General features: G+C 43.3%; 16 protein-coding genes. 9 read left to right on the top strand and 7 right to left on the bottom strand.

Annotated elements, in window-relative coordinates; genetic code table 11:
* Nucleotides 1–115 precede the first annotated feature (115 nt).
* Nucleotides 116–3,136 carry a TonB-dependent receptor gene (locus tag R1T43_RS03630; protein ID WP_317352979.1) on the bottom strand — a complete coding sequence of 1,007 codons (3,021 nt, stop codon included), beginning with the start codon at nt 3,134–3,136 and terminating at the stop codon, nt 116–118.
* A gap of 435 nt (nt 3,137–3,571) precedes the next feature.
* On the opposite strand from R1T43_RS03630, the gene R1T43_RS03625 reads away from it, so the two are divergent.
* From R1T43_RS03625 to R1T43_RS03605, 5 genes are all read left to right on the top strand, one after another.
* The gene (locus R1T43_RS03625; protein WP_247670851.1) at nt 3,572–4,432 is read left to right on the top strand and encodes a PhnD/SsuA/transferrin family substrate-binding protein; all 861 of its coding nucleotides are present in this window, start codon (nt 3,572–3,574) and stop codon (nt 4,430–4,432) included.
* Nucleotide 4,433: 1 nt separating this feature from the next.
* Nucleotides 4,434–5,372: a hypothetical protein gene (locus tag R1T43_RS03620; protein WP_317352974.1), complete on the top strand. Its 939-nt coding sequence runs from the start codon at nt 4,434–4,436 to the stop codon at nt 5,370–5,372.
* Nucleotides 5,373–5,560: 188 nt separating this feature from the next.
* Nucleotides 5,561–6,184 (top strand): uridine kinase, encoded by a 624-nt coding sequence (gene udk / locus R1T43_RS03615; RefSeq protein ID WP_061997908.1) that lies wholly within the window; start codon nt 5,561–5,563, stop codon nt 6,182–6,184.
* Nucleotides 6,185–6,196: 12 nt separating this feature from the next.
* Nucleotides 6,197–7,408: a NupC/NupG family nucleoside CNT transporter gene (locus tag R1T43_RS03610; RefSeq protein ID WP_317352970.1), complete on the top strand. Its 1,212-nt coding sequence runs from the start codon at nt 6,197–6,199 to the stop codon at nt 7,406–7,408.
* Nucleotides 7,409–7,596: 188 nt separating this feature from the next.
* Nucleotides 7,597–8,436 carry an isopenicillin N synthase family dioxygenase gene (locus R1T43_RS03605; protein WP_061997909.1) on the top strand — a complete coding sequence of 280 codons (840 nt, stop codon included), beginning with the start codon at nt 7,597–7,599 and terminating at the stop codon, nt 8,434–8,436.
* 125 nt (nt 8,437–8,561) lie between these two features.
* Here R1T43_RS03605 and R1T43_RS03600 read toward each other — a convergent pair whose 3' ends face one another.
* On the bottom strand, nt 8,562–9,731 hold the full coding sequence (locus R1T43_RS03600) for a tetratricopeptide repeat protein (protein ID WP_317352964.1): 1,170 nt from the start codon (nt 9,729–9,731) through the stop codon (nt 8,562–8,564).
* Between the two features lie 188 nt (nt 9,732–9,919).
* Between R1T43_RS03600 and R1T43_RS03595 the strand changes: the two genes are divergently transcribed.
* The 3 genes from R1T43_RS03595 (at nt 9,920) to R1T43_RS03585 (ending at nt 12,072) form a co-directional block, all read left to right on the top strand.
* Complete coding sequence (locus R1T43_RS03595) at nt 9,920–10,426, top strand: fasciclin domain-containing protein (RefSeq protein WP_317352961.1); 507 nt, start codon at nt 9,920–9,922, stop codon at nt 10,424–10,426.
* A 149-nt stretch (nt 10,427–10,575) separates the two neighbouring features.
* The gene (locus R1T43_RS03590; RefSeq protein WP_317352958.1) at nt 10,576–10,992 is read left to right on the top strand and encodes an MAPEG family protein; all 417 of its coding nucleotides are present in this window, start codon (nt 10,576–10,578) and stop codon (nt 10,990–10,992) included.
* A 120-nt stretch (nt 10,993–11,112) separates the two neighbouring features.
* Nucleotides 11,113–12,072: a diguanylate cyclase gene (locus tag R1T43_RS03585; RefSeq protein WP_317352955.1), complete on the top strand. Its 960-nt coding sequence runs from the start codon at nt 11,113–11,115 to the stop codon at nt 12,070–12,072.
* Between the two features lie 33 nt (nt 12,073–12,105).
* Here R1T43_RS03585 and R1T43_RS03580 read toward each other — a convergent pair whose 3' ends face one another.
* From R1T43_RS03580 to R1T43_RS03565, 4 genes are all read right to left on the bottom strand, one after another.
* Nucleotides 12,106–12,789, bottom strand: coding sequence for a 3'-5' exonuclease (locus tag R1T43_RS03580; RefSeq protein WP_317352952.1), 684 nt, complete (start codon nt 12,787–12,789; stop codon nt 12,106–12,108).
* A gap of 2 nt (nt 12,790–12,791) precedes the next feature.
* Nucleotides 12,792–14,621 carry a DUF294 nucleotidyltransferase-like domain-containing protein gene (locus R1T43_RS03575; protein WP_317352950.1) on the bottom strand — a complete coding sequence of 610 codons (1,830 nt, stop codon included), beginning with the start codon at nt 14,619–14,621 and terminating at the stop codon, nt 12,792–12,794.
* Between the two features lie 129 nt (nt 14,622–14,750).
* A complete protein-coding gene (locus tag R1T43_RS03570) occupies nt 14,751–16,457 on the bottom strand; it encodes a sodium:solute symporter family protein (RefSeq protein WP_317352947.1) in 1,707 nt (568 codons plus the stop codon).
* Between the two features lie 4 nt (nt 16,458–16,461).
* Entirely contained in the window at nt 16,462–16,728 is a 267-nt protein-coding gene (locus tag R1T43_RS03565) for a DUF4212 domain-containing protein (protein WP_211071758.1), read from the bottom strand.
* Nucleotides 16,729–16,985: 257 nt separating this feature from the next.
* On the opposite strand from R1T43_RS03565, the gene R1T43_RS03560 reads away from it, so the two are divergent.
* Nucleotides 16,986–20,438, top strand: a complete 3,453-nt coding sequence (locus tag R1T43_RS03560; protein ID WP_317352942.1) for a PAS domain-containing hybrid sensor histidine kinase/response regulator — start codon at nt 16,986–16,988, stop codon at nt 20,436–20,438.
* On the opposite strand, the gene R1T43_RS03555 is transcribed toward R1T43_RS03560, so the two are convergent.
* Nucleotides 20,435–21,073: a mechanosensitive ion channel family protein gene (locus R1T43_RS03555; protein ID WP_317352940.1), complete on the bottom strand. Its 639-nt coding sequence runs from the start codon at nt 21,071–21,073 to the stop codon at nt 20,435–20,437. The genes R1T43_RS03560 and R1T43_RS03555 overlap by 4 nt on opposite strands.
* Nucleotides 21,074–21,226: the final 153 nt, after the last annotated feature.

The following is a 21,226-nucleotide window of genomic DNA, read 5'->3' as shown; positions in this document are numbered from 1 at the left end:
AGAAAAGGAATGCGATGAGAAACATAGAGAGAAGTTGATTTACAAGATAAAAAAAATGCCACTTCCAAAATTGGAAAGTGGCATTTAACACTACAACTGTTTTTTAAACTGTTGCTTAGAAGCGGTAGTCAATACCTACACGCATTTCCCAAAGTGATGCATCACCCTGACGACTTTCAGGAGATGATGTACCTAGCGCAGCAGTATTGAAGTTAACTTCTTCCAAAATACCCCATTCATCATTGATGAAGTTGGTGAAGTTATTCATTACGAAGTAAACCTGAGCTGAGTGATCTTCACGGAACGCAGGAATATTTTGTCTAACTGCGATATCCATTTTGAACCACCAAGGGCTAGTTTGGTCGTTACGCTCTGCACCAATCGGTAACACGTTGTTACCTTCAAGGTATGGCGTGTAGCCATATACAGAGTTACCACTGATGGTGTAACTAAACGGACGACCAGACTGCGCTACTGCGTAAGCAGAGAAGATAGTGCTGTAACCGTCGATAAGTTCAGTGGTGTAACGAAGGTCAGCAGTAAAGCGGTGCTCGATATTCCAATCAGACACTGAAGATACTTCTTCGTTAATGTCAGTAAATGCTCTGTACTGGAAGTTAGAGAACGCTACTGAACTCGTCATTGGTTGTACATCTTCAGCGTGGCTGTAGTTATAACCACCGGTGAAAGTAATACCGTTATCCCAAGACTTGTTCATGGTCGCTGTTAGTGAGTAAGACACTGAATCTTCATCAGAGTTAGTCAGTTCAAGTGAACCGTAACCTACTGAATCATAATCAGGGTAACCTTCGTCAGTTGTACCTACACGCTCAAGACCCACATATTTAATCATGGCTTGTTTCTGCGTCACACTTAGAAGGAAATCTAAGTTAAATACGTAGTCTTCGTCATTGATGTGAGTCATACCCGCAGAAATTTTCCATTCGCGAGGCATTTCGAAGCCTGGATCTAGGTTGTTACTTTCAAAGTTACTACCTGCACCAGAAGACATTGCTTCGTCTAAATCAGAAGGTACTGAGTAACCAGGACCAGCAGTTACGCCGTCTTCTGTGTTAACCCATGTAACACTGCCGTCGAATAAGTTGGCGTATTCACCATCAACTTCACCACCAACAACATTGGTGTTTTGATAGTTGTTTGTCATCCATACGTTCGGGTTACCGCCTGAGAACAAGCCAACACCACCACGTAGTTCAGTTGAATCACTTACTGTGTAGTTAAGGCCAACACGTGGTTGTAGCAAGCTAAGTCCATCTAGGTTAGCCGTATTGTCGTAACCGTTCTCAATTGCGAAATCAACGTTTCCAACAGGCTCGTCTGATGTTGTAATCCAGTCATAACGTAAACCAGCAACAACTTTTAAATCATCAGTAAGATAGAACTCATCTTGTGCGTAAGTAGAGTGTGACGTGTAACCCCACTCTGCAGCACGGTCTAATAGGTTGCCAGAATAAGCATAACCGTATTCAATTTCTGCATTAGTTCCGTTAGCGAAATCATCTAGGCTTTCAAAAGTAATAGATGTTTCAGAGTGCTGAACGAAAAGGTTGTAGATATCTAGTTTGTCGCTCTCGTAACCGAAAGTTAACGCGTGGCCGTTGTCGAAGTAATAGTTACCACGGAACATTAGGCTAAGCGCTTCCCAATCTAGGTCGTTCGCTTGACGACTGTCATCAGAACCTAAGAAAACGGTTAAATCATCAGAAGAATCATCTGTGTCATTACCAAGTTCGATTTTGATTTCGCCGAAATCGTTGCCGCCTGGAGTGCCGTCACCGTACATAGAACGCTGTAGGTTATCTAGCTCAGTGCGAGAAATACGAATTTCAGTCGAGAATTTGTCTGTCCAGTCTGAGTAAAGTACACCAACAAATGATTGTAGCTCTGCGCCACGCTCGTAGATGTGGCTTGATAGTTCAAACTCATCTGCGTCGCCGTCAGATTCTGAGAAGTTGTTACCATCGTTGTAGTTATAGGTAAACGCAAAACGGTGGTTTTCGTTGATGTTCCAGTCTAACTTAACAAGAAGCTTTTCATCTTCGTTAGGCATGCTAAGTGGCGTTGTACCAGCATCAAAGTTATACAATGACTGAGAAACAGATTGAATCTGCTCAAGTTGTGCTTGTGAAAGCGCTACTTCATTAATTGCGCCAGAACCAATGGCACCACGGTCAAATGTGTTCGCGCCTTCTAGTTTTTCGTAAGCAGCAAAAACAAATAGCTTATCTTTAATCAGCGGTGCACCCACTGTGAAGCCGTAACGTTTTTCAGTGTAACTACCAAGGTTGATATCATCACCTTCAAGAGAGTCACCACGTAGGCTGTCGCTACCATAGTCGTAGAACGCAGAACCGTGAACTTCGTTGGTACCTGTTTTACTTACTGCACTGATGTTACACGCAGAGAAACCGCCGTAGATTACATCAAAAGGAGCAATTTCTACTGACACACCTTCGATAGCGTCAAAAGAGAAAGGCATTCTTTCTGTAGGGTAACCGTTCGAGTTAAGACCGAAAAGGTCATTCATGCGAACGCCATCAACAGTCAAACTGTTAAAACGTGGGCTTTTACCAACACACTGGATACCACCGCTACCGCCTTCATTCACATAGATACGAGGGTCAATACGAACGATATCAGTGATATCACGGTTGATCGCTGGCGCTTGTTGAAGTGTTGCCAAGTCAAAGTTTGCTGAAGGACCAGTTTGACCGAATGCCAAGCTACCTACTTGAGAAGCGGTTACTACGATATTTTCGTAGTTAGCTGCAGATTCAAGTGTTCTTTGGATAGTTGCCGCTTCACCAAGTTCTAGGTAAATGTCGCTGATAGTTTGATCTGCGAATTCATCTGAGTCGATTTCAACAGTGTAAGGACCACCTACACGTAAACCACGAAGGTTAAATGTACCAGCACTATTTACCGTGACTGATTTAACCGCACCAGTTGGTACGTGAGTTACTTTAACTACGGTTCCAACAGCAGGGTTGCCGTTTGGACCGACTATCTGGCCATTCATATCTGAAGACGTTACTTGAGCCATTGCAGTCGTGGTTAGACCCACTGTTAGTGCAACTGCTGCAGCAACGCGGCTGAGCTTAGCTGATGAGTACATGTGTGTTTCCCTTTTTGTTTAAAATTCTTTTTTTTTAGCGTAGAGGGAATTTATTCCCCTCTACGACCTCTGATATTGACTAAAAGACTTCTTTGAGTGGATGAAATTGTTATAGACCTTCGTGTCATATTTATTACAGTTTTGTATATTTCGTCAATTCCGTGACGTGATTTCATCGCATTTTTTGCACCACACACCTGACCATTTGGTCAAGTTATTTTACTTATCAAAACCAAGGTCGTCTGACTTGTTCTTGTGGTTTCTATTGATGACATATCATGGACTAATAAACAGCGTTTAACAAAATTCAGTCTGATTTGTAAAAAGCACTTATTTTTCATGACTATAACCAATTAAAATAAATTTACCTATTGCAATAAATAACCTTAGCTGATGAAATTAGCACATAAATCACTAACTCATTTGGTTATTTTTTTGCCAAAAGTCAGAATTATTGCTACCGGAAGGTGGATCATACTCCTTATTGCCGCACTTGTTTGCGGCAGCGCTGGCTATTTTTCACAGAAAATAGAATTTATTCCGGTGCCCCCTCAAACTGGTCGAACTTTAACCTGCCAAACCGAGTTACAAAACAACCTAGACATCTTTTCAGTGTATGTCACAGATGGCTCTATCGCGAATATGGCCTTAGAACGTTTATGCGATAACAAAATCATCAAAAGGCAATTTGGCCAAGTCAGGGTCATCGTCGGGCAAAGCGACTACGATACCTTTCGATATATAAACCATGGCGTGGTCGATTTAGCGTTGATTAAACGTAATGTAGTAGATGCCTTCGGTGCAGATCAAATTTATGGTTTAACTTTAATAGCATCGCACCCTAATTACAGCGCTTTCTTTATATCTCAACGTGAAAAGCCCCTGCTTGAAAAAGAGTACTTGCTTGGCAAACGAATTGGGCTGCTCGATTACCCTTCCAGCCGCTCAGGTCACATCGTTCCAAAAACCATACTTCAAAATCTTGGGTTAACTGAGAACAACGTAGACATTGTGTACTTCAATTCCCACAAAGATTTGCGCAGAGCATTGCTTGCGGGAGAAGTCGATATTATCTCATCGTATTGGGCTGAAGAAGATGAGCAAATTTTGTCTAAGAACTATGCTACCCCTCTACTAAAGAGCGTTAGCGGCATGCAATGGTTTTTAAAAATGCAAATGCAAAACACCGATTTACTTTGCGCCATGCAGTCTGTAGTGAAAGATATCGCCGATTCTCACTCACGCCCCTATTACAAAACTCTCGTTCTCGTGAATGGATGTAGCAAAGATGAGTAGTATGATGTCAACTGTTCGCCCGTTTACCCTAATTTGTGTACTGATACTTTTTGCGGTACTTCAAATCATCAGTACGTTTGGTCAGGTTATTGGTATTCAGTCTGCTCGCCATAATGCGAAAGACAACGTAGAAAGAAGAATTATATTAGACAGTGCGTTTCTTGATGTTGGGAATGCAACGCTAAATACCCCCGTAAATACGTATGCGGTAGGTCGGTATATTGAAACTATCAACGAAGATTTAGCCGCTGACAATTACCCGATTAGAGTCACCTCAATTCAGGGTGTAAATGCTGATGAAACGTATCCCGAGTACAGCTTACCCCATACTTTTATATTCGAAAATGCAGAGCAAAAAATTACGCTAACTATGCAATCGCTTCCTATGTATCAAAACCTGACGATGAGTTGGTGGGCGTTGATAGTATCGGTGCTGCTTGGGCCAGCGTTTGCTATTCCTAGGCAGCGAAAAGCAAAGCACATTATCAATGAAGAGTTAGTTGCCCCACCTAAGCCCAAACTTGTTATTAATTTGCGAGATAAAACGTTAGGCAATAGCGTAAATGACACCGTTGTTATATTGCAAAACAAGCCCCTTTGCTTTTATACGGCACTCGTTAAATATTGCACCGAGAACCCAGAGCACCCACTTCCACCGCACAAAGATGTGCCGATTGAGCTGATAGCACTAGCTAATAAAGCCTTTTCACGATTGATTGAACTAGGGCATACCAAACGTAAAAGGCCAGACTTTAACGCCAACTTAGATAAAACCTTAAGCGAGATTCGCGCGTCGTTAGATGAAGTGTTTGCCTTGTACCCTGAGGAAAAAGAACGTTATTACCCTCCACGAGCTCAGGGGGAAGGCTCTCGTTCAAAACAACACTCTTATGCGCTTACCAGTTTGTCCCCTGAAGATGTGGAAATTATTGGGAACTAGCTATTTTTTAATCAATTATGACAGTGATATGAAAATAAATTTAGGAATGAAAACGCGCTCAAAATAAGCGAATGTTATTGATTCAGCTAGCAAATAGCGATCCATTTGACCAATTGGTATGAATATAACATTGATTCATAGAGGCTAAACGCGTATCTTTGCTCCAATAAAATCAGCTTTCTAGAATTATGCAATCGCCTTTAATTATTGCCATTTCTGGAGCTTCAGGCTCTGGAAAGTCACTGTTTACCGAAAATTTGTTTAACGGCTTCTCTGCTCAAGGAAGGCCTGTGCAAGTGCTTCGCGAAGATCACTACTATCGCGCTCAAGACCACTTGCCCATGGAAGCACGAGAAAAAAACAACTACGATCATCCCAATGCATTTGAGCATGAATTGCTTAAAGCGCATTTGCAGGCACTTAGAGATGGTCAACCTATTGATTATCCTCATTACTGCTTTAAAACGCATACTCGCCTGCCTGACACTGAACGTTTGAACCCAGCACCAGTTATTATTCTTGAAGGAATTATGCTGCTTGCTCGTGCAGATCTTCTGCCACTTTATGACGTGAAAATCTTTGTCGATACCCCACTGGATATCTGTCTTATGCGCCGCATGATACGAGATATCAAAGAACGTGGACGCACTATCGAGTCAGTTGCCAAACAGTACGAAGAAACTGTAAAACCGATGTATCACCAATTTATCGAGCCAAGCCGGTTCACTGCTGATGTAGTAGTTACACAAGGTGGTAAAAACCAAATTGCTCTAGATGTGATCAAATCTCACATACAGCAAGCGCTTCTATAAAGGATTGATATTATGGTGAGTTTACTGGGCATTGCAGTCCTTTTAGGTATTGCATTCGCGCTCTCGTCGGCGAAACGCAGCATTAGTTTGCGTACTGTTGGTGGCGCCTTTGCTATGCAAGCTTTAATCGGTGCATTTGTTCTGTATTCTGAGCCTGGCAAAGAAGTTCTGTTAGCAGCGACGGGGTTTGTTGCTAACATCATTGCCTACAGCCAAGACGGTATTAACTTCCTGTTTGGCCCTATTGGCGATAAATCTATTGCCTTTATATTTGCTTTCAATGTTTTACCCGTTATCGTTTTCTTTTCATCACTTATTGCTGTGCTGTATCACTTAAAAGTGATGGGTTTAATTATTAAAGTAATTGGTGGTTTCCTCCAAAAGGTATTGAGAACCAGCCGCCCTGAATCTATGTCAGCGGCAGCAAATATATTTGTAGGGCAGACAGAAGCTCCATTGGTCGTTCGTCCCTTCATACCTCATATGACGCGTTCTGAGCTATTTGCCGTGATGGTAGGTGGCCTTGCCTCTATTGCAGGTTCCGTAATGGCAGGTTATGCAGGTATGGGCGTTGACTTAAAATACCTACTCGCAGCAAGCTTTATGGCAGCCCCTGGTGGTATGTTAATGGCAAAGATTATTCTGCCAGAAACAGAAGAACCTAAAGACGGCTTAAGCGAAATAGATTCAGAAGACTCAGGCTATGCCAACGTCTTCGATGCAGCAGCTAGCGGCGCTGCATCTGGGATGACGCTCGCATTGAACGTGGGCGCTATGCTTCTTGCATTCATCGCCCTTATTGCCATGTTCAACGGTCTAGTTGGCTGGACAGGTGGTTTATTAGGTTATGAAAATGTCACCTTTGAAGGGATCATGGGTTACATACTTCAACCTCTAGCATGGGCAATTGGCGTTCCATGGGAAGAAGCCCAAATAGCAGGAAGCTTCATCGGTCAGAAAATGGTAGTTAACGAATTCGTGGCCTACCTGAGCTACCTTGATGTACGTTCAGAGTTATCTGAATCAACACAAGCTATTGTCACTTTTGCACTTTGTGGTTTTGCAAACTTGTCTTCTATTGCTATTTTGATGGGTGGTATTGGTGCTATGGCTCCGACACGCAGAAAAGAAATTGCTCATTTAGGCTTAAAGGCGGTTATTGCAGCAACGTTATCAAACTTGATGAGCGCAGCACTCGCTGGCTTTTACTTAACACTTGGCTAAACGATTAGATTGAACTAATACTAGATTAAGTTTAAGGCTAAGTTATTGCCCAAATGTAGACTAAATGGTCTACATTGATTACATTAGGCATCTTAGATGACGTTGATTGATTTAAGTCAACTACCAAAGCTTTTTTGGCGGCCCGTCTACCCTTATAATGCCGCAATCAAATTAAACGGGATAAAGTTATGCAATTAGTTGCTGTTGATTACACGGCGGAAAACGCCCAAGAAGAATTCGTTAAGTCACTACGAGAGACGGGCTTTGGGGTATTGAAAAACCACCCAATTCAACAGTCACTTGTGCAAGGCATTTATGATAGCTGGCAAGGCTTTTTCGATAGTGAAGAAAAAAATGACTACCTTTACAACAAAGGTAAGCAAGATGGCTTTTTCCCTCAAAGCGTTTCTGAGGTAGCCAAAGGCTTCACGAAAAAAGATATTAAAGAGTACTTCCATTATTACCCTTGGGGTCAATGTCCTGACGAACTTCGTCCTTTGCTGTCACAGTACTATTCAGAAGCGAACACGCTTGCCTCTGAGCTTTTAGGCTGGATTGAAAAACACTCTCCAGAGGAAGTAAGCGACAAGTACAGTCAACCGTTAGGCGACATGATCAAAGATTCAGATCAGACCCTATTACGTGTACTTCACTACCCACCACTAAGTGGCGAAGAAGAAGTAGATGCTATTCGCGCAGCGGCTCACGAAGATATTAACCTTATTACTATTCTTCCAGCTTCTAACGAGCCAGGATTACAAGTAAAAGCGCAAGATGGCAGCTGGTTAGACGTACCTTGCGATTTTGGTAGCTTAATTGTGAATATCGGCGATATGCTTCAAGAAGCATCGGGTCACTACTTCCCATCTACGACTCACCGTGTAGTGAATCCAGATGGCGCAGACATGACCAAATCCCGTATTTCATTGCCATTGTTCTTGCACCCTCGTCCAGATGTGAAGCTTTCAGAACGCCATACTGCAGGCACATATCTGCAGGAACGTTTGAAAGAGCTAGGTGTTATCTAAAGAGCGCTATTCTCTTTAAAAAAAAGCCACGTTAAAACGTGGCTTTTTTGTTGGTGCAATTTATTCGTGCGTTCGCCGCATGTAAGTGGTCATTAGTTGTTTTGTAAGTCGTTAGTCGTTATGAATTAGTAATTCAGAGCAATGTTAGAAAGCTTACTCATGTAACGGTTCTCATCCTGTGGATTGGGTGCAAGTTGGATGGCGCGTTTGATGTAACGCTCAGCGTTACTGATATCGCCTATCTCGTAATACACTTTAGCCAACCCAAAAAACACTTCGTGTCTTGTATTGTCTAAGCGAAGTGCGCGCTGGTAATGTGTTAAAGCGTCTGCAAACTCTCCTTCATCCAAAGCTTGTTCCCCAAGTATGAAATGGTAAAAAGGGTTTTCTTTTCGTTGCGCCTCCACCTTTGCTTTAATCTGTGCTGATTTATCAAATAGCCCTTGGTGGTAATACAAGATAGACAAGTTGTCCCACGCCGTCAGATTGTTCTCATCCAGATTTAACGCAAACTGATAACTTTGCTCTGCGGCTTCAAATGCGTCGACCATACGGTAAAGCACACCTAAATTAACCCAACTTTGTTGTAACTCAGGTGATAAAACTGCAGCAGCCCTAAAGTAGCTGTATGCCCGCGTATAACTGTTCGCAATTAGCGCGTCTGCACCTTTATTGTTATAGAACATAGACAGCACAAGGCGCTTGGTAACAGGCACCCGTGGAAAATGCGTTCTAATCATTTGCGGATCAAAATCAACATCTGCGCTACTTGGCCCGATATTCGTCACTAATGGGTCTTTAGGTACATTGATGGTTAAATTGACGTGGCCGTTTAAAAAACTAAAGCCATCTCGTCGCGTCCAGTATTCAGGTATATCTACTTCATAAAAAGTGGCATCGTAGCCTGCGTGCTGCGCCATGGCGTAAGTCATGATTGATAAAGAAAGGCAGTTGGCAGAACGATTATTAAACGTCTCACTGGCAACCGAATTCGCATTGCTGCGGTACAACAACCCCATTTCAGAATGATCAAAGATTGAGGAAATTAGCCCTTTTACGTTGGTTGTCTTTCCTCCTGACTCAAAAACAGCCTCATCTACAAATAGCTGCGCATCTTCCTCAAGTGCAAAGACTTGCTCTTGTGTCTCAATCGGAAAAGACGCATAGCTGGGGAATAAATGATCGTGTAATGCTGGATAAGGATTCGTGGCAACAACAGGCGTAGTGCTAGCACAACCTAGCATAGCTAAACTGAATAAAACGAGTAGTGCGGTAATAAGATGTCGAAGTAACATAATGCAGCCCTCCCCTATTAACACCTTGGCGAAGTATAGCGCAATTTACTAAATTTAACATTATTTTTACATTCTCATCTAAAGCTCTGCTTTCTATTACGTAAACTTAATCATCAATTTTGGTAGAAGAAGCGTAACCATTCTCGCTACATCAATTTATGTTCTCCCAAAATTTAAGGAAGGTATTTATGGTTAAGTTAATCCCATTGGTAATGATGAGCTTGATAAGTCTATCGGCTTTTGCCGGACATCATATGGAATCAGAGAAGGCAGATATCGTTGATACTGCAGCAAGTAAAGAGATGTTTTCTACCTTAGTTACGGCAGTTAAAGCTGCGGATTTAGTTGATACCCTAAAAAGTGAGGGCCCTTTCACAGTATTCGCCCCAACCAATAAAGCGTTTTCAAAATTACCAGAAGGTACGGTAGAGATGCTGCTTAAGCCTGAAAATAAGGCATTACTATCACAGGTGCTTACATACCATGTAGTATCGGGTAAGGTAATGGCTGAAGATGTGATGTCGCTAACCAGTGCCACTACCGTAGAAGGTACTGATATCACTGTTGTTACCGCCATGGGGAAAGTAATGATTGACGATGCCACCGTGATAAAAGCCGATGTGAAAACATCAAATGGTGTCATTCATGTTATTGATACCGTATTACTTCCCGCTGAAGTCAAAAAAGCGTTGTAGCCCATTCTCAATAAGTAGCGGGTTTCCGCTACTTACTCCCCACTTTTGTACAAAACTACATTTCAAAACCCATTAGCCCCGATGCTTTTTTTAATCCATAACCATCTTGTAGCGCGTATACCAGTTAATTAGTTTACAAGGATGAAGTCATGTTCACGGTTTACACCTACGCTATCGCAGGGCTTGCGGTAATCATTTTTACAGTATTAATTCAAAACATCGTTGCCGCTGTGGCGCATCGCAAACAATCATCTTATGTACCGGGAAAAGTGGCCGAAGACTTAAGTCACGACAGCTTCGTATTTAGAAGCCATAGAACGTTTCACAATTCACTTGAGAACGTAAACCAGTTTATTATTCCGGCGATACTTTGTATGTTTGTTAGCGTTACCCCTCTCTATCTGGCTATATTAGCTTGGGTGTATGGCTTATGTAGAATTGTTCATATGGCACTATATTATGGGATGGCTACTGAGCGTAACCCGAGCCCGAGAACCTATTTTTATATGATAGGGCTGGTAACTAACCTAATACTGTATGTGCTTCTCTTTGTTTCGTTAATTTAAATTCGCAATAATGTTAATTATTAAACTTTTGTTTAATGCATTTTTTACATACGCCGCGTTACTCTGGGTTTAACGTTTACAAATAATTGGAAACGGCTGCGTTGTAGGTTAAGGACTAACATGTTTATTGAGCAAGTAAATAAACGAGCATTATCAGACTGCCATTTATTAATTGTAGATGATCAAGCAAGCTCTCGAATGATTTTAGAAGGGCTTCTTGAAGATATGGTGAGTTGTACGTCTGTTTCTTCTGGAGAAGCTGCGCTTGCTTACTGTGAAAAAAACACGCCCGACTTAATCCTGATGGATGTGAATATGCCCATCATGGATGGACACCAAGTAGCACAAGCCTTGCGTGAAAATCCGAGTAAAACTGATATCCCCATTATTTTTGTTACCGCAACAACGACAGACGAAGCACAATCAAAGTGTTGGGATTCTGGCTGTGTAGACTTTGTGACCAAACCTATTAATGCGTGTACGTTACAAAATCGCGTGAAAGCGCACCTTAACCATAAGCTCAAAAACGATCTGTTAGAAAACCTCATTTATATTGATAGGCTAACAGGCGCCTACAATAGGCATTATTTAGAAGACTATCTTCCCCGCTTTATGAAAGATGGTAAGCGGAGCCATAACCCCCTTTCTCTTATGCTGTTTGACGTTGATTATTTCAAACGCTACAACGACCGATATGGGCATATGGAGGGCGATAGCTGCTTATGGAAGCTAAGTAAATCGATTAACGATAGCTTGTTGCGCCCTATGGACAAATTAGTTCGTGTGGGGGGTGAAGAGTTTTTAGTTATTCTGCCCAACACTAATGAGGAAGGCGCAAAGTTAGTCGCCAATCGACTTTTAAGTACCGTGTTCGATTTAAATATTGCCCACGCCGATTCAGACCTTGCAAGGGTGACGATTAGCGCTGGTGTGGCAACGAAAAATCCAGACGATAATAAAACCATCGACTTCACTATGCTTCAAGCTGATAAAAGCTTATATGCCGCGAAAGGGCAAGGTAGAAACTGTGTGGTAGGTAGCGTGGAAACGGCTCATAATGTAATGGAGTCGGAAGTTTAAGAGATATAGTAAAGCCTAGTTTAGGGTAAATTATTAAGGTTTAACCACGCCAAGTGTTTTCCTACCAAGGGCATTGGTATGTGATAAGTCCGCCAAGAAACTTTGTCGTGTTAACCCTAATGACGCTAGCTGTGCATAACATAAGAGTAACGCTGCCATGGCATCTTCTAATGCATTGTGTTGAGGCACCTCCGGTAAACCGGCTCTCAGTAAACATGCGCCAAGGGATGCGCTATTTGAGGGAACGACTTCATGCTCTTTTTTCAATTCATACAAAGCAAGTTGTAAAGTGTCGATGTAATAAACCTCTTGTGCCGGCAAATCTAATCGCCTAAATACCGCATCTAGCACGGCTAAATCTAAGTTAGCATTATGGATAACCAAAATCTTCGATGGTAACTGTGCGATAAATTTAGTTAGCACATCTTCTACTTTTTCGCCCTTCGCAATATGGTCTTGAATGAGTCCATGGATAACTGGGCTTTGCCCTAAAGGCGCTTTGGTTTTCACAACACTGTAAGTGCAGGTTTCTAAAGCAATACTACTGTTGCGCCCACACACCCAACCAAAAGACGTAATTTCTGACTCATTGGCGTTTAAGGAAGTCAGCTCTAAATCAATAGACATCAGGGTAGTGTCTTGTAAGGTCGCGTTTTTGAACCTATCAAGTGACCCTCGTCCGCGCTCGGATAACCAGTCACTTAGCCATTGCAACATACTTACGCCATACCACCTGAAAAATTCATGACTATCGCTTTTTGGGCTCTTTCAATAGCTTGAAAAGATGCCTTTAGCTGATGCCTTTCTATAGAAGACAAAGATGACACTGACACACTATTATCCGCCACGTTATGCTGAAGCTGATGACGCCATCGTAAGCGATTTAAAAATATCCAGATATCCCGTAAGTTCGCGGCATCCTTGGTTGAAAGCTCTGACTTTTCGGGCAATAAAGATAGCCTTGCAAGGGTCCCAGGTACTGAAATTCCACCCGCTAGAGCATAAATACGTACAATATTATTAATTAGTGCCACCGCGCGTACTTTCAAATCAATCGTATCTTTAAGTTTCCCGCCTTTTTCATAAGTAAACTTTTGAAACATAGAAAGAGGCACAGAGACTTCATTTGTATGACGGGATAATGCCGCAAGAAATAAACTTTGTTTGAGCAAAGGCATTCGTTGGCGCTGTAGCGTTTTAAACAGCCCCACATCACCCGCAGCGCAGCGTGCATCAAGAAAAATATTAAAGTGCATAATAGCATCTTTGGTAGGTGCATTTACCCACTGCCGCGCTTGCTCAACCGCTTGGTCTAGCGATAACCGAAGCTCGGGGTTACTTGCCATAATATTGCCACTGCATAGCTTAATACCGCACTTTCCTAACCCCTTGCAGACATACTCCGCCATGGCCGCAAAGTAGTCGGCTTGTGCTTGCGTGGGTGATTCAGCTAACAGCAGTGCATTGTCTTGATCTGATCCCATGGTCTGATCTTCTCTGGCTTGGGAGCCATATACTAGCCACGAAAACATCATACCGGCTTTACCGTGTTCTTGCTGAAAGAACCCAATGAGCTTTCGCGTCATAATATCAGTTGCTTGAGAAAGCACTTTACCCGCAATATCATAATCACCTGCGTGTTTAGCATGTGCAGAAAAGTAATGCGGAAGCTGCCACGCTAAACGTGTTAATTCGTACAAATTGCTCGCTTTCGACAGTTCGCCAATGATAAATAGTACGCTACCTCGTTGGTGGCGAACAATATCACTGGCCGTTACCATACCTACAGGTTCATGACTGTCTTTATCTAATATGGGTAAATGGTGAATATTTTTTTCGGTCATTAACGCCATGGCGTCAAATAACGTTAGGTTACTGGCAACATTTGCCGGCGACGACGTCATAACACTGCTAACAGGATTCGTCAGGTCAATGCCAGCGGCAACCACTCTAGAACGTAAATCTCTGTCGGTAACAATTCCAACCAGCTGCCCTGCTTCAGTGATTAAAAGGGATGACACCCGGTTATCCGTCATCAATTGAGCGGCTTGTTGAATAGACGTACTTACATCGGTGCCAATGGGGGCATTTTCGGTTAAATCATAAAGTGGTTTGTACAACCACATAGATTTTGATTCTGTAATGGCTTGATTTTGCAGCGCATCATGTCGCAGGGCATTGAAAAAAGTATTAATGCTATCGTATTGAAGAAGGGCTTTGAATGGTGCTTCTTCAAAGCTATACACTAAGCCAGGGCTCTCTACCGTCACCGCTATCGGATAGTCGCTACCGTCCAAAACACGCTGAAAACCAAAGTAGTCTCCCTCGCTGACATAACGGGGGGGCTCTTGCCCTGCACTTACCGAAAACTGACCACTTTGGATGAGATAAATTCGGCGAGATTGCCCCATTAAGGTTTTTAGGTTTTCTTTTGTTATGTAGAGCAACTCTGCCGAGGTAAGTAAATCAGTTAATGAATCCACATCAAGCGTATCAAAGGGCGCAGAAGCAGCAACAAAATCTGCGACTTGCTGGGCAATAGCGGTCATACGTAATGCTCCTGAAACGATAAAAACCAACCCGCCGTTTAGAGTTACCTCTTTGAGCGAGTTGGTTTAACAAAGGCTCGGCCAATTACCGAGCGTCAGTGTCTTGTTTTGACAATTAGCTTCTCATCGTTAGTGCGCAGATGCCTCGCCCGCTCCTTTCGGATAACGAATGCTCTCTACTAGCTCTTGGATTTCTTCCGGCGCTTCATCGGTAGACTTAAAGACAACGAAAGCAACAAGGAAATTAACCATCATACCCAAGGTACCTATGCCTTCTGGGGAAATACCAAACCACCAGTTTTCAGGTACATTTGCAGCAGGGTTCACAAACTTAAAGTAAATAATATAGGCGGCGGTGAACGCAATACCTGCAATCATGCCCGCAATCGCGCCTTTATCATTCATTCGCTTACTAAATATACCCATAATGATGGCGGGGAAGAAACTGGATGCCGCCAGACCGAACGCGAAGGCGACCACCTGCGCTACAAAGCCCGGTGGATTTATCCCAAAGTAGCCGGCAATTACAATGGCTACCCCAGCCGCAAGCCGTGCGAAAAATAGCTCTGACTTGTCAGTAATATTCGGCATAAAGTTTCGTTTTAATAAATCGTGTGAAACCGATGTTGAGATAACTAACAATAAGCCAGCTGACGTAGACAATGCTGCGGCTACACCACCCGCGGCTACCAATGCGATTACCCAAGCAGGTAGATTTGCTATCTCTGGGTTAGCTAATACCATGATGTCACGGTCAACTTTCATTTCGTTGCGTTCATCACCCGAGTAAAACATCACCCCATCACCGTTCTTATCGTTGAATTCGATAAGCCCAGTCTGCTCCCAGTTTTTAATCCACGACGGCGCTTCAGCGTAACTTGTTCCGGTTAGCTCAGGTCCGTTAATAGTTTCAATCATATTCACTCGAGCAAATGCAGCCAACGACGGTGCGGTGGTATACAAAATAGCGATAAACGCGAGTGCATAACCAGCCGACTTACGTGCATCATGTACTTTCGGAACGGTGAAGAAACGAACGATAACGTGAGGTAATCCAGCCGTACCTACCATCAATGCAAAAGTAATAAAGAACACATCGATGGTACTTTTCGACCCAGAGGTATACTCATGAAACCCGAGTTCCACCGACAGACTGTCGAGTTTCTGTAATATATGCATCCCCGACCCATCTGCGAGCGTGGCGCCGAACCCCGTTTGTGGAAGTATATGACCCGTCACCATGATAGAGATAAACACTGCTGGAACAATATACGCAAAAATCATTACGCAAAACTGCGCAACTTGAGTATAGGTAATCCCTTTCATGCCGCCTAATACCGTGTAGAAAAACACGATAACCATGCCAATAACCACACCGGTTACGATATCGACTTCTAAGAAACGACTAAATACTACGCCCACGCCTCGCATTTGCCCTGCCACATAGGTAAAGCAAACAAAGATGGCGCAGAAAACGGCAACAGTTCTCGCGGTTTGGGAATAGTAGCGGTCGCCAATAAAATCCGGTACAGTAAATTTACCGAATTTACGTAGGTAGGGTGCCAGACACAAGGCAAGTAATACATAGCCTCCAGTCCATCCCATTAGGTAAACTGCGCCGTCGTATCCCATAAAGGAAATAAGACCGGCCATTGAAATAAATGAAGCTGCCGACATCCAGTCTGCGGCGGTAGCCATACCGTTTAGTACCGGGGGTACACCGCCACCAGCAACGTAGAAGTCGTTAGTAGAACCCGCTCTAGCCCATACAGCTATGGCGATATATAGCGCAAATGTTGCGCCTACAATAATAAATGTTAGTAGTTGAACGTCCATGGTATTACTCCTCGTTTACGCCATAACGTTTATCCATCGCCTTCATCTTTGACATATAAACAAAAATTAGAGCGACGAACACATAAATGGAACCTTGTTGCGCAAACCAGAAACCCAGTTTAAATCCAAAAAAGTGGATATTGTCTAGCACATCGACAAACAAAATGCCGGCGCCAAACGACACCGCAAACCAAACGACCAAAAGCTTGGCGAGGAGAGACAAATTCTCCTTCCAATATGCTTTTTTGTCGTCATCATTTCTAAATGCCATTGTTCCGTCCTCATGTCAGGTTAATCAATTGTTTTATTTTTACATTTTCCTAACGCCCGGCTTTGCTAACATTATTGCCAAGCTTTTTTGTTTAGACCGAACAGGCCTTAGAGCGGCAAAAGTCAAGCATTTAGGAGCACGATGTATACTCTAGACCTCACCATTCAAATTCCAAATGAGACCATGGTCGTAGGTAGACTATGGTCGAAATGATTATAATGCACACAGACTTGTTAACTTTAGGTTAAAGGAAATTCATGACGTTCGGTTGGGTTACGCTTGCGGTACTGTATCTATTTTTGCTTTTTTCTTTGGCGAGTTGGGGCGATAAGAACTCGCCTCGAGCACGAGCGTTAACCTCGCACCCAGCCATCTACTCACTGGCACTCGCCATATATTGCACGGCGTGGACATTTTTTGGCATGGTAGGGCAAGCCAGCCGCGATACATGGATTTATCTGCCCATTATGTTAGGGCCAATTTTGGTATATGTGCTTGGATATCGATTTATTTATAAGCTAACTCTGGTGAGCAAAAAGCAACATATCACCACTATTTCTGATTTTATTGCGTCTCGTTATGGCAAGCGCCAAACCGTCGCCTTGTTAGTGACCGTTATCGCGCTGCTGGCTACCATTCCCTATATTGCGTTGCAATTAAAAGCGATTGGCTCCACTTTTCAGTTGTTAACTCAACAGCCTAATAGCAATTTCATCGTGATTGCTGCCACCACATTTATTGCGATATTTGCGATTTATTTTGGTACTAAGCATGCCGATGTAACCGAGTACCGCAGAGGGTTAATGCTCGCTATCGCCTTTGAGTCCACTATTAAGTTGCTGGCCTTGGTGTTGGTTGCGTTTGTGGGGTATAGCGCATGGCGACAAACTGAAACAGGCCCTTTTTTAGAGACCTTTGTGAACACTGCCGCATTATCGCAATTTAGCTCGTTCAACTTTATCGCTCAAACCATCATGGCCGCGGCTGCTATTGTGTGCCTGCCTCGTCAATTCCATGTGGCGGTCATTGATAACCTGAGCCTTTCACACTTAAAAACAGCCCGATGGTTGTTCCCGCTTTATCTCGCCATTATTTCTGCAGTTATCCCCATTATTGCTATTGCGGGTAAAGCCATTTTTGCTGGTGCCAGTGTTGAGCCAGATTCTTACGTACTGTCTCTTGCTATGTTCTCTGGTTCAGCCTTGCTACAAGTCATTGTATTTGTTGGGGGGTTATCAGCTGCGACTGCAATGATAATTGTGGCAACCCTAACCTTAAGCACCATGTTAACCAATGATGTGATCTTGCCCCGCTATTTAGCGTTTCGTGGCAGCCACTCTGAGAAGAAAGATTTCTCTGCGCAAATACGCCTTATAAGACGTATTGTTATTGGCTTCATACTGCTAATGGCATTTTTGTATCATCAACAGATGACCAGTAGTCGCTCGCTCCATTCAATTGGGCTTATTGCATTTTCATTGGTGATTCAATTGATGCCAGCGATCCTCGGTGGATTATATTGGAAGCGTGCGCATGCCCATGGTGTTTACGCGGGCTTGTTAGTAGGAATAATACTTTGGGTATTGTGGTTAGTATTCCCGTTGGTAGGAAAGCAAACATCACAATTTGCCAATAACGAACTTATCAGCCAAGGCGCGATGATTAGCCTTGGCGCGAATACCGTGATGTACATTATTTTCTCATGGTTTGCCCCGCACCGGCTTATCGACAGAATTCAAGCCGAGGCTTTTGTGTCTCCCGCTGTGGTTAAAAATAGTGTCATTAAAGGGCCAAATAGCAATGTAACGGTATCCGATCTTATTACCCTACTATCGACCTTCATGGGGACAGGTCGGTGCGAACAGCTTATTGAGCAATATCAGCATCACAATAGCTGCACGTTGAACCACCAAGCTTCTCCCGATGAAGACTTTCTTACGTTTTGTGAGCGCGCGCTTGGCGGTGTTATAGGGGCATCTAGCGCCAAAGTATTGTTAGACAGCGCATTGCGTGGCAAGAAAATGGACTTCACGGAAGTCATTAACTTTTTCGACGACACCACACAAGCCATGCAATTTAATATGACCGCGCTTTTGACCTCGTTGGAAAACATGGATCAAGGTATTAGCGTTGTCGATAAACATTTAAATTTAGTCGCTTGGAATAAGCGATACGCAGCACTTTATACCTACCCTGAGGATTTTCTTGCGGTGGGTATACCCATAGAGAAACTTATCCGGTTCAACGCATCACAAGGGGAATTTGGCAAGCTGGACGTAGAAGCGGAAGTAGAAAAGCGCTTGGAACATTTGCGCTCTGGTACACCCCACCGATTTAAACGTCAGCGAAAAGATGGCCGCGTGATTGAAATGGTGGGCAATCCCCTACCAGGCGGTGGCTTTGTAACCAGCTTTAATGACATCACCGACCACATTGAGATTCAACAGGCCCTTGAAGAATCAAATATCGACTTAGAAGCCAGAATTAAGCGGCGTACCGAAGAGGTGCATACTATTAACGCCGAACTACGGCTTGAAATAGAGCGGCGCTCTGGTGCAGAAACTGAACTAATTAGGGCTAGAAAGGCGGCTGAAGATGCGAATGCCAGTAAAACGCGCTTCTTGGCACTGGCCAGCCATGATGTACTTCAGCCTTTGAATGCCGCCAAGTTGTATATTTCAGCGCTAGAAGAACAAGAGCTATCGAATGGTGTACATGAAATCATTCAAAAGCTGCACCATTCGGTAACCTCAAGTGAGGCACTTATCGGTACGCTTTTAGACATTTCACGCCTTGATCAAGGTGAAATGAAACCAGACATCGAGCCCGTAGATGTACAAGCTCTTCTCAGCCCGCTTATTGACGATATAAGAATGCGAGCACAGGAAAAAGGCCTTTCATTGCGGGTATGGGTGAAACCACTTTGGGTAATGGCTGACAAAACCTACTTGTATCGAATTATGCAAAATTTGCTGTCAAATGCAGTGAAGTACACACAAAAAGGCAAAGTTCTACTTGTTATAAAGCCCACCAAATCATCCGTTTCTTTTCGTGTTTATGACACAGGAATTGGTATTTCGGAAGATAAAAAAGATAACATTTTTAGTGATTTCTATCGCATTAATCAAAGTGCAGAGCATGGTATTGGCTTAGGACTAGGCGTGGTACGAAGGTTAAGTCAGCAATTGGGTAGCGATATAACCGTATCGTCCTCACCGCAAAAAGGCAGTTGCTTTACTTTTAGCCTGCCAAAAGCCCAGCCAGGTTCTGCAGTAAGTACAACAACCAAGCCTAAAAACACAACTTTCACTGGATTGCAGGTACTTTGTGTAGACGACCAACGGGAGAACTTAGATGCAATGCAAACGTTGCTAGCTCGCTGGGGCGTTAAAGTGATGTTAGCCGGGTCTTGGGATGAAGCCCTAGCCCTAATTGAGCAAACGTCCCCTCAGATATTATTGATGGACTATCAATTAAGCCACGATGAAACGCAAAACGGCTTAGCCTTGATAGATAAAATCAGGTTCCAGCTTGATGCCATATTACCCGCCGCGCTTATCACAGCTACGCCAGATGAAGATTTAGTGGCTAAATGTAAGGAGCAAGGAGTTAACTATCTATCTAAACCCTTAAAGCCAGCAAAACTAAGAGCGTTACTTCAAAGCATGACTCGCCACATTCGCGAGTCACACTATACCGATAGCGACTAAACTTGCGGGTCGCTTTTCACCCTGCTCTTTTTCGTCGGCTTATCGGTTTTTTCTTCCGTTTTACCCGTCACAGTCGTTGGGGTTACTTTACCCATAGTGCCCCACGTTGATTTCGGATTGATAAGCACAGGGCGCGTTAAAATAAGGTTATTAGGGTACATTAGCGTTTCGCGCTCAGAAGTCACCAACCGTGTGCTAAATGGCCCTAAGTCGGCAATGTAACCCTCTATAAAATTATCACCATCGAGAATACGAATAAAATTCCCTCGGCGATATGCAACGTTCGTCAACAGTATAAAGTAAGCGGTAATATTACTTATTAATGACCAGCTGGCGAAAAGTGCTACCCCAGTTACCGTGATAATGGAGGTTGATAATACCAGTAAGCCAGAGAAGTCTATTCCCCATGCAAGCAGCAATAAAGCTAACGATACCGTGGCCACTATAACCCTAGCGGCAAATAATCCCTTAATTGCACTGGTAGACTTTAATTTAGTTTTCTCGATATTGGTTTCAAGTTTGGGTAGGATTTTTCTTGAAGCTGCTAAATAAAACAGTAAAACCAACCCACTCCAAATAAGGTTTGATTGGTAGGCCGTTAGCCATACCACTACCTCTTGCCACCACTGCATCATAGTAAAAAACTCATTATATCCTCATGTTACCCCATGCTATCGCGTAACGTTTTTGAGTTCATCCAGATATTACTGTCGCCACCACAATAATAATTCGTAAGACCATTAATAAAAGGTGCTTTATGATGCGCGCCAATCCGCTGTAGTCCGACT

The sequence above is a fragment of the Alteromonas sp. CI.11.F.A3 genome, from assembly GCF_032925565.1.
Lineage (GTDB): Bacteria > Pseudomonadota > Gammaproteobacteria > Enterobacterales > Alteromonadaceae > Alteromonas.
The sequence above is the reverse complement of the archived record's forward strand: the minus strand, read 5'-3'. Positions and strand labels throughout refer to the sequence as shown.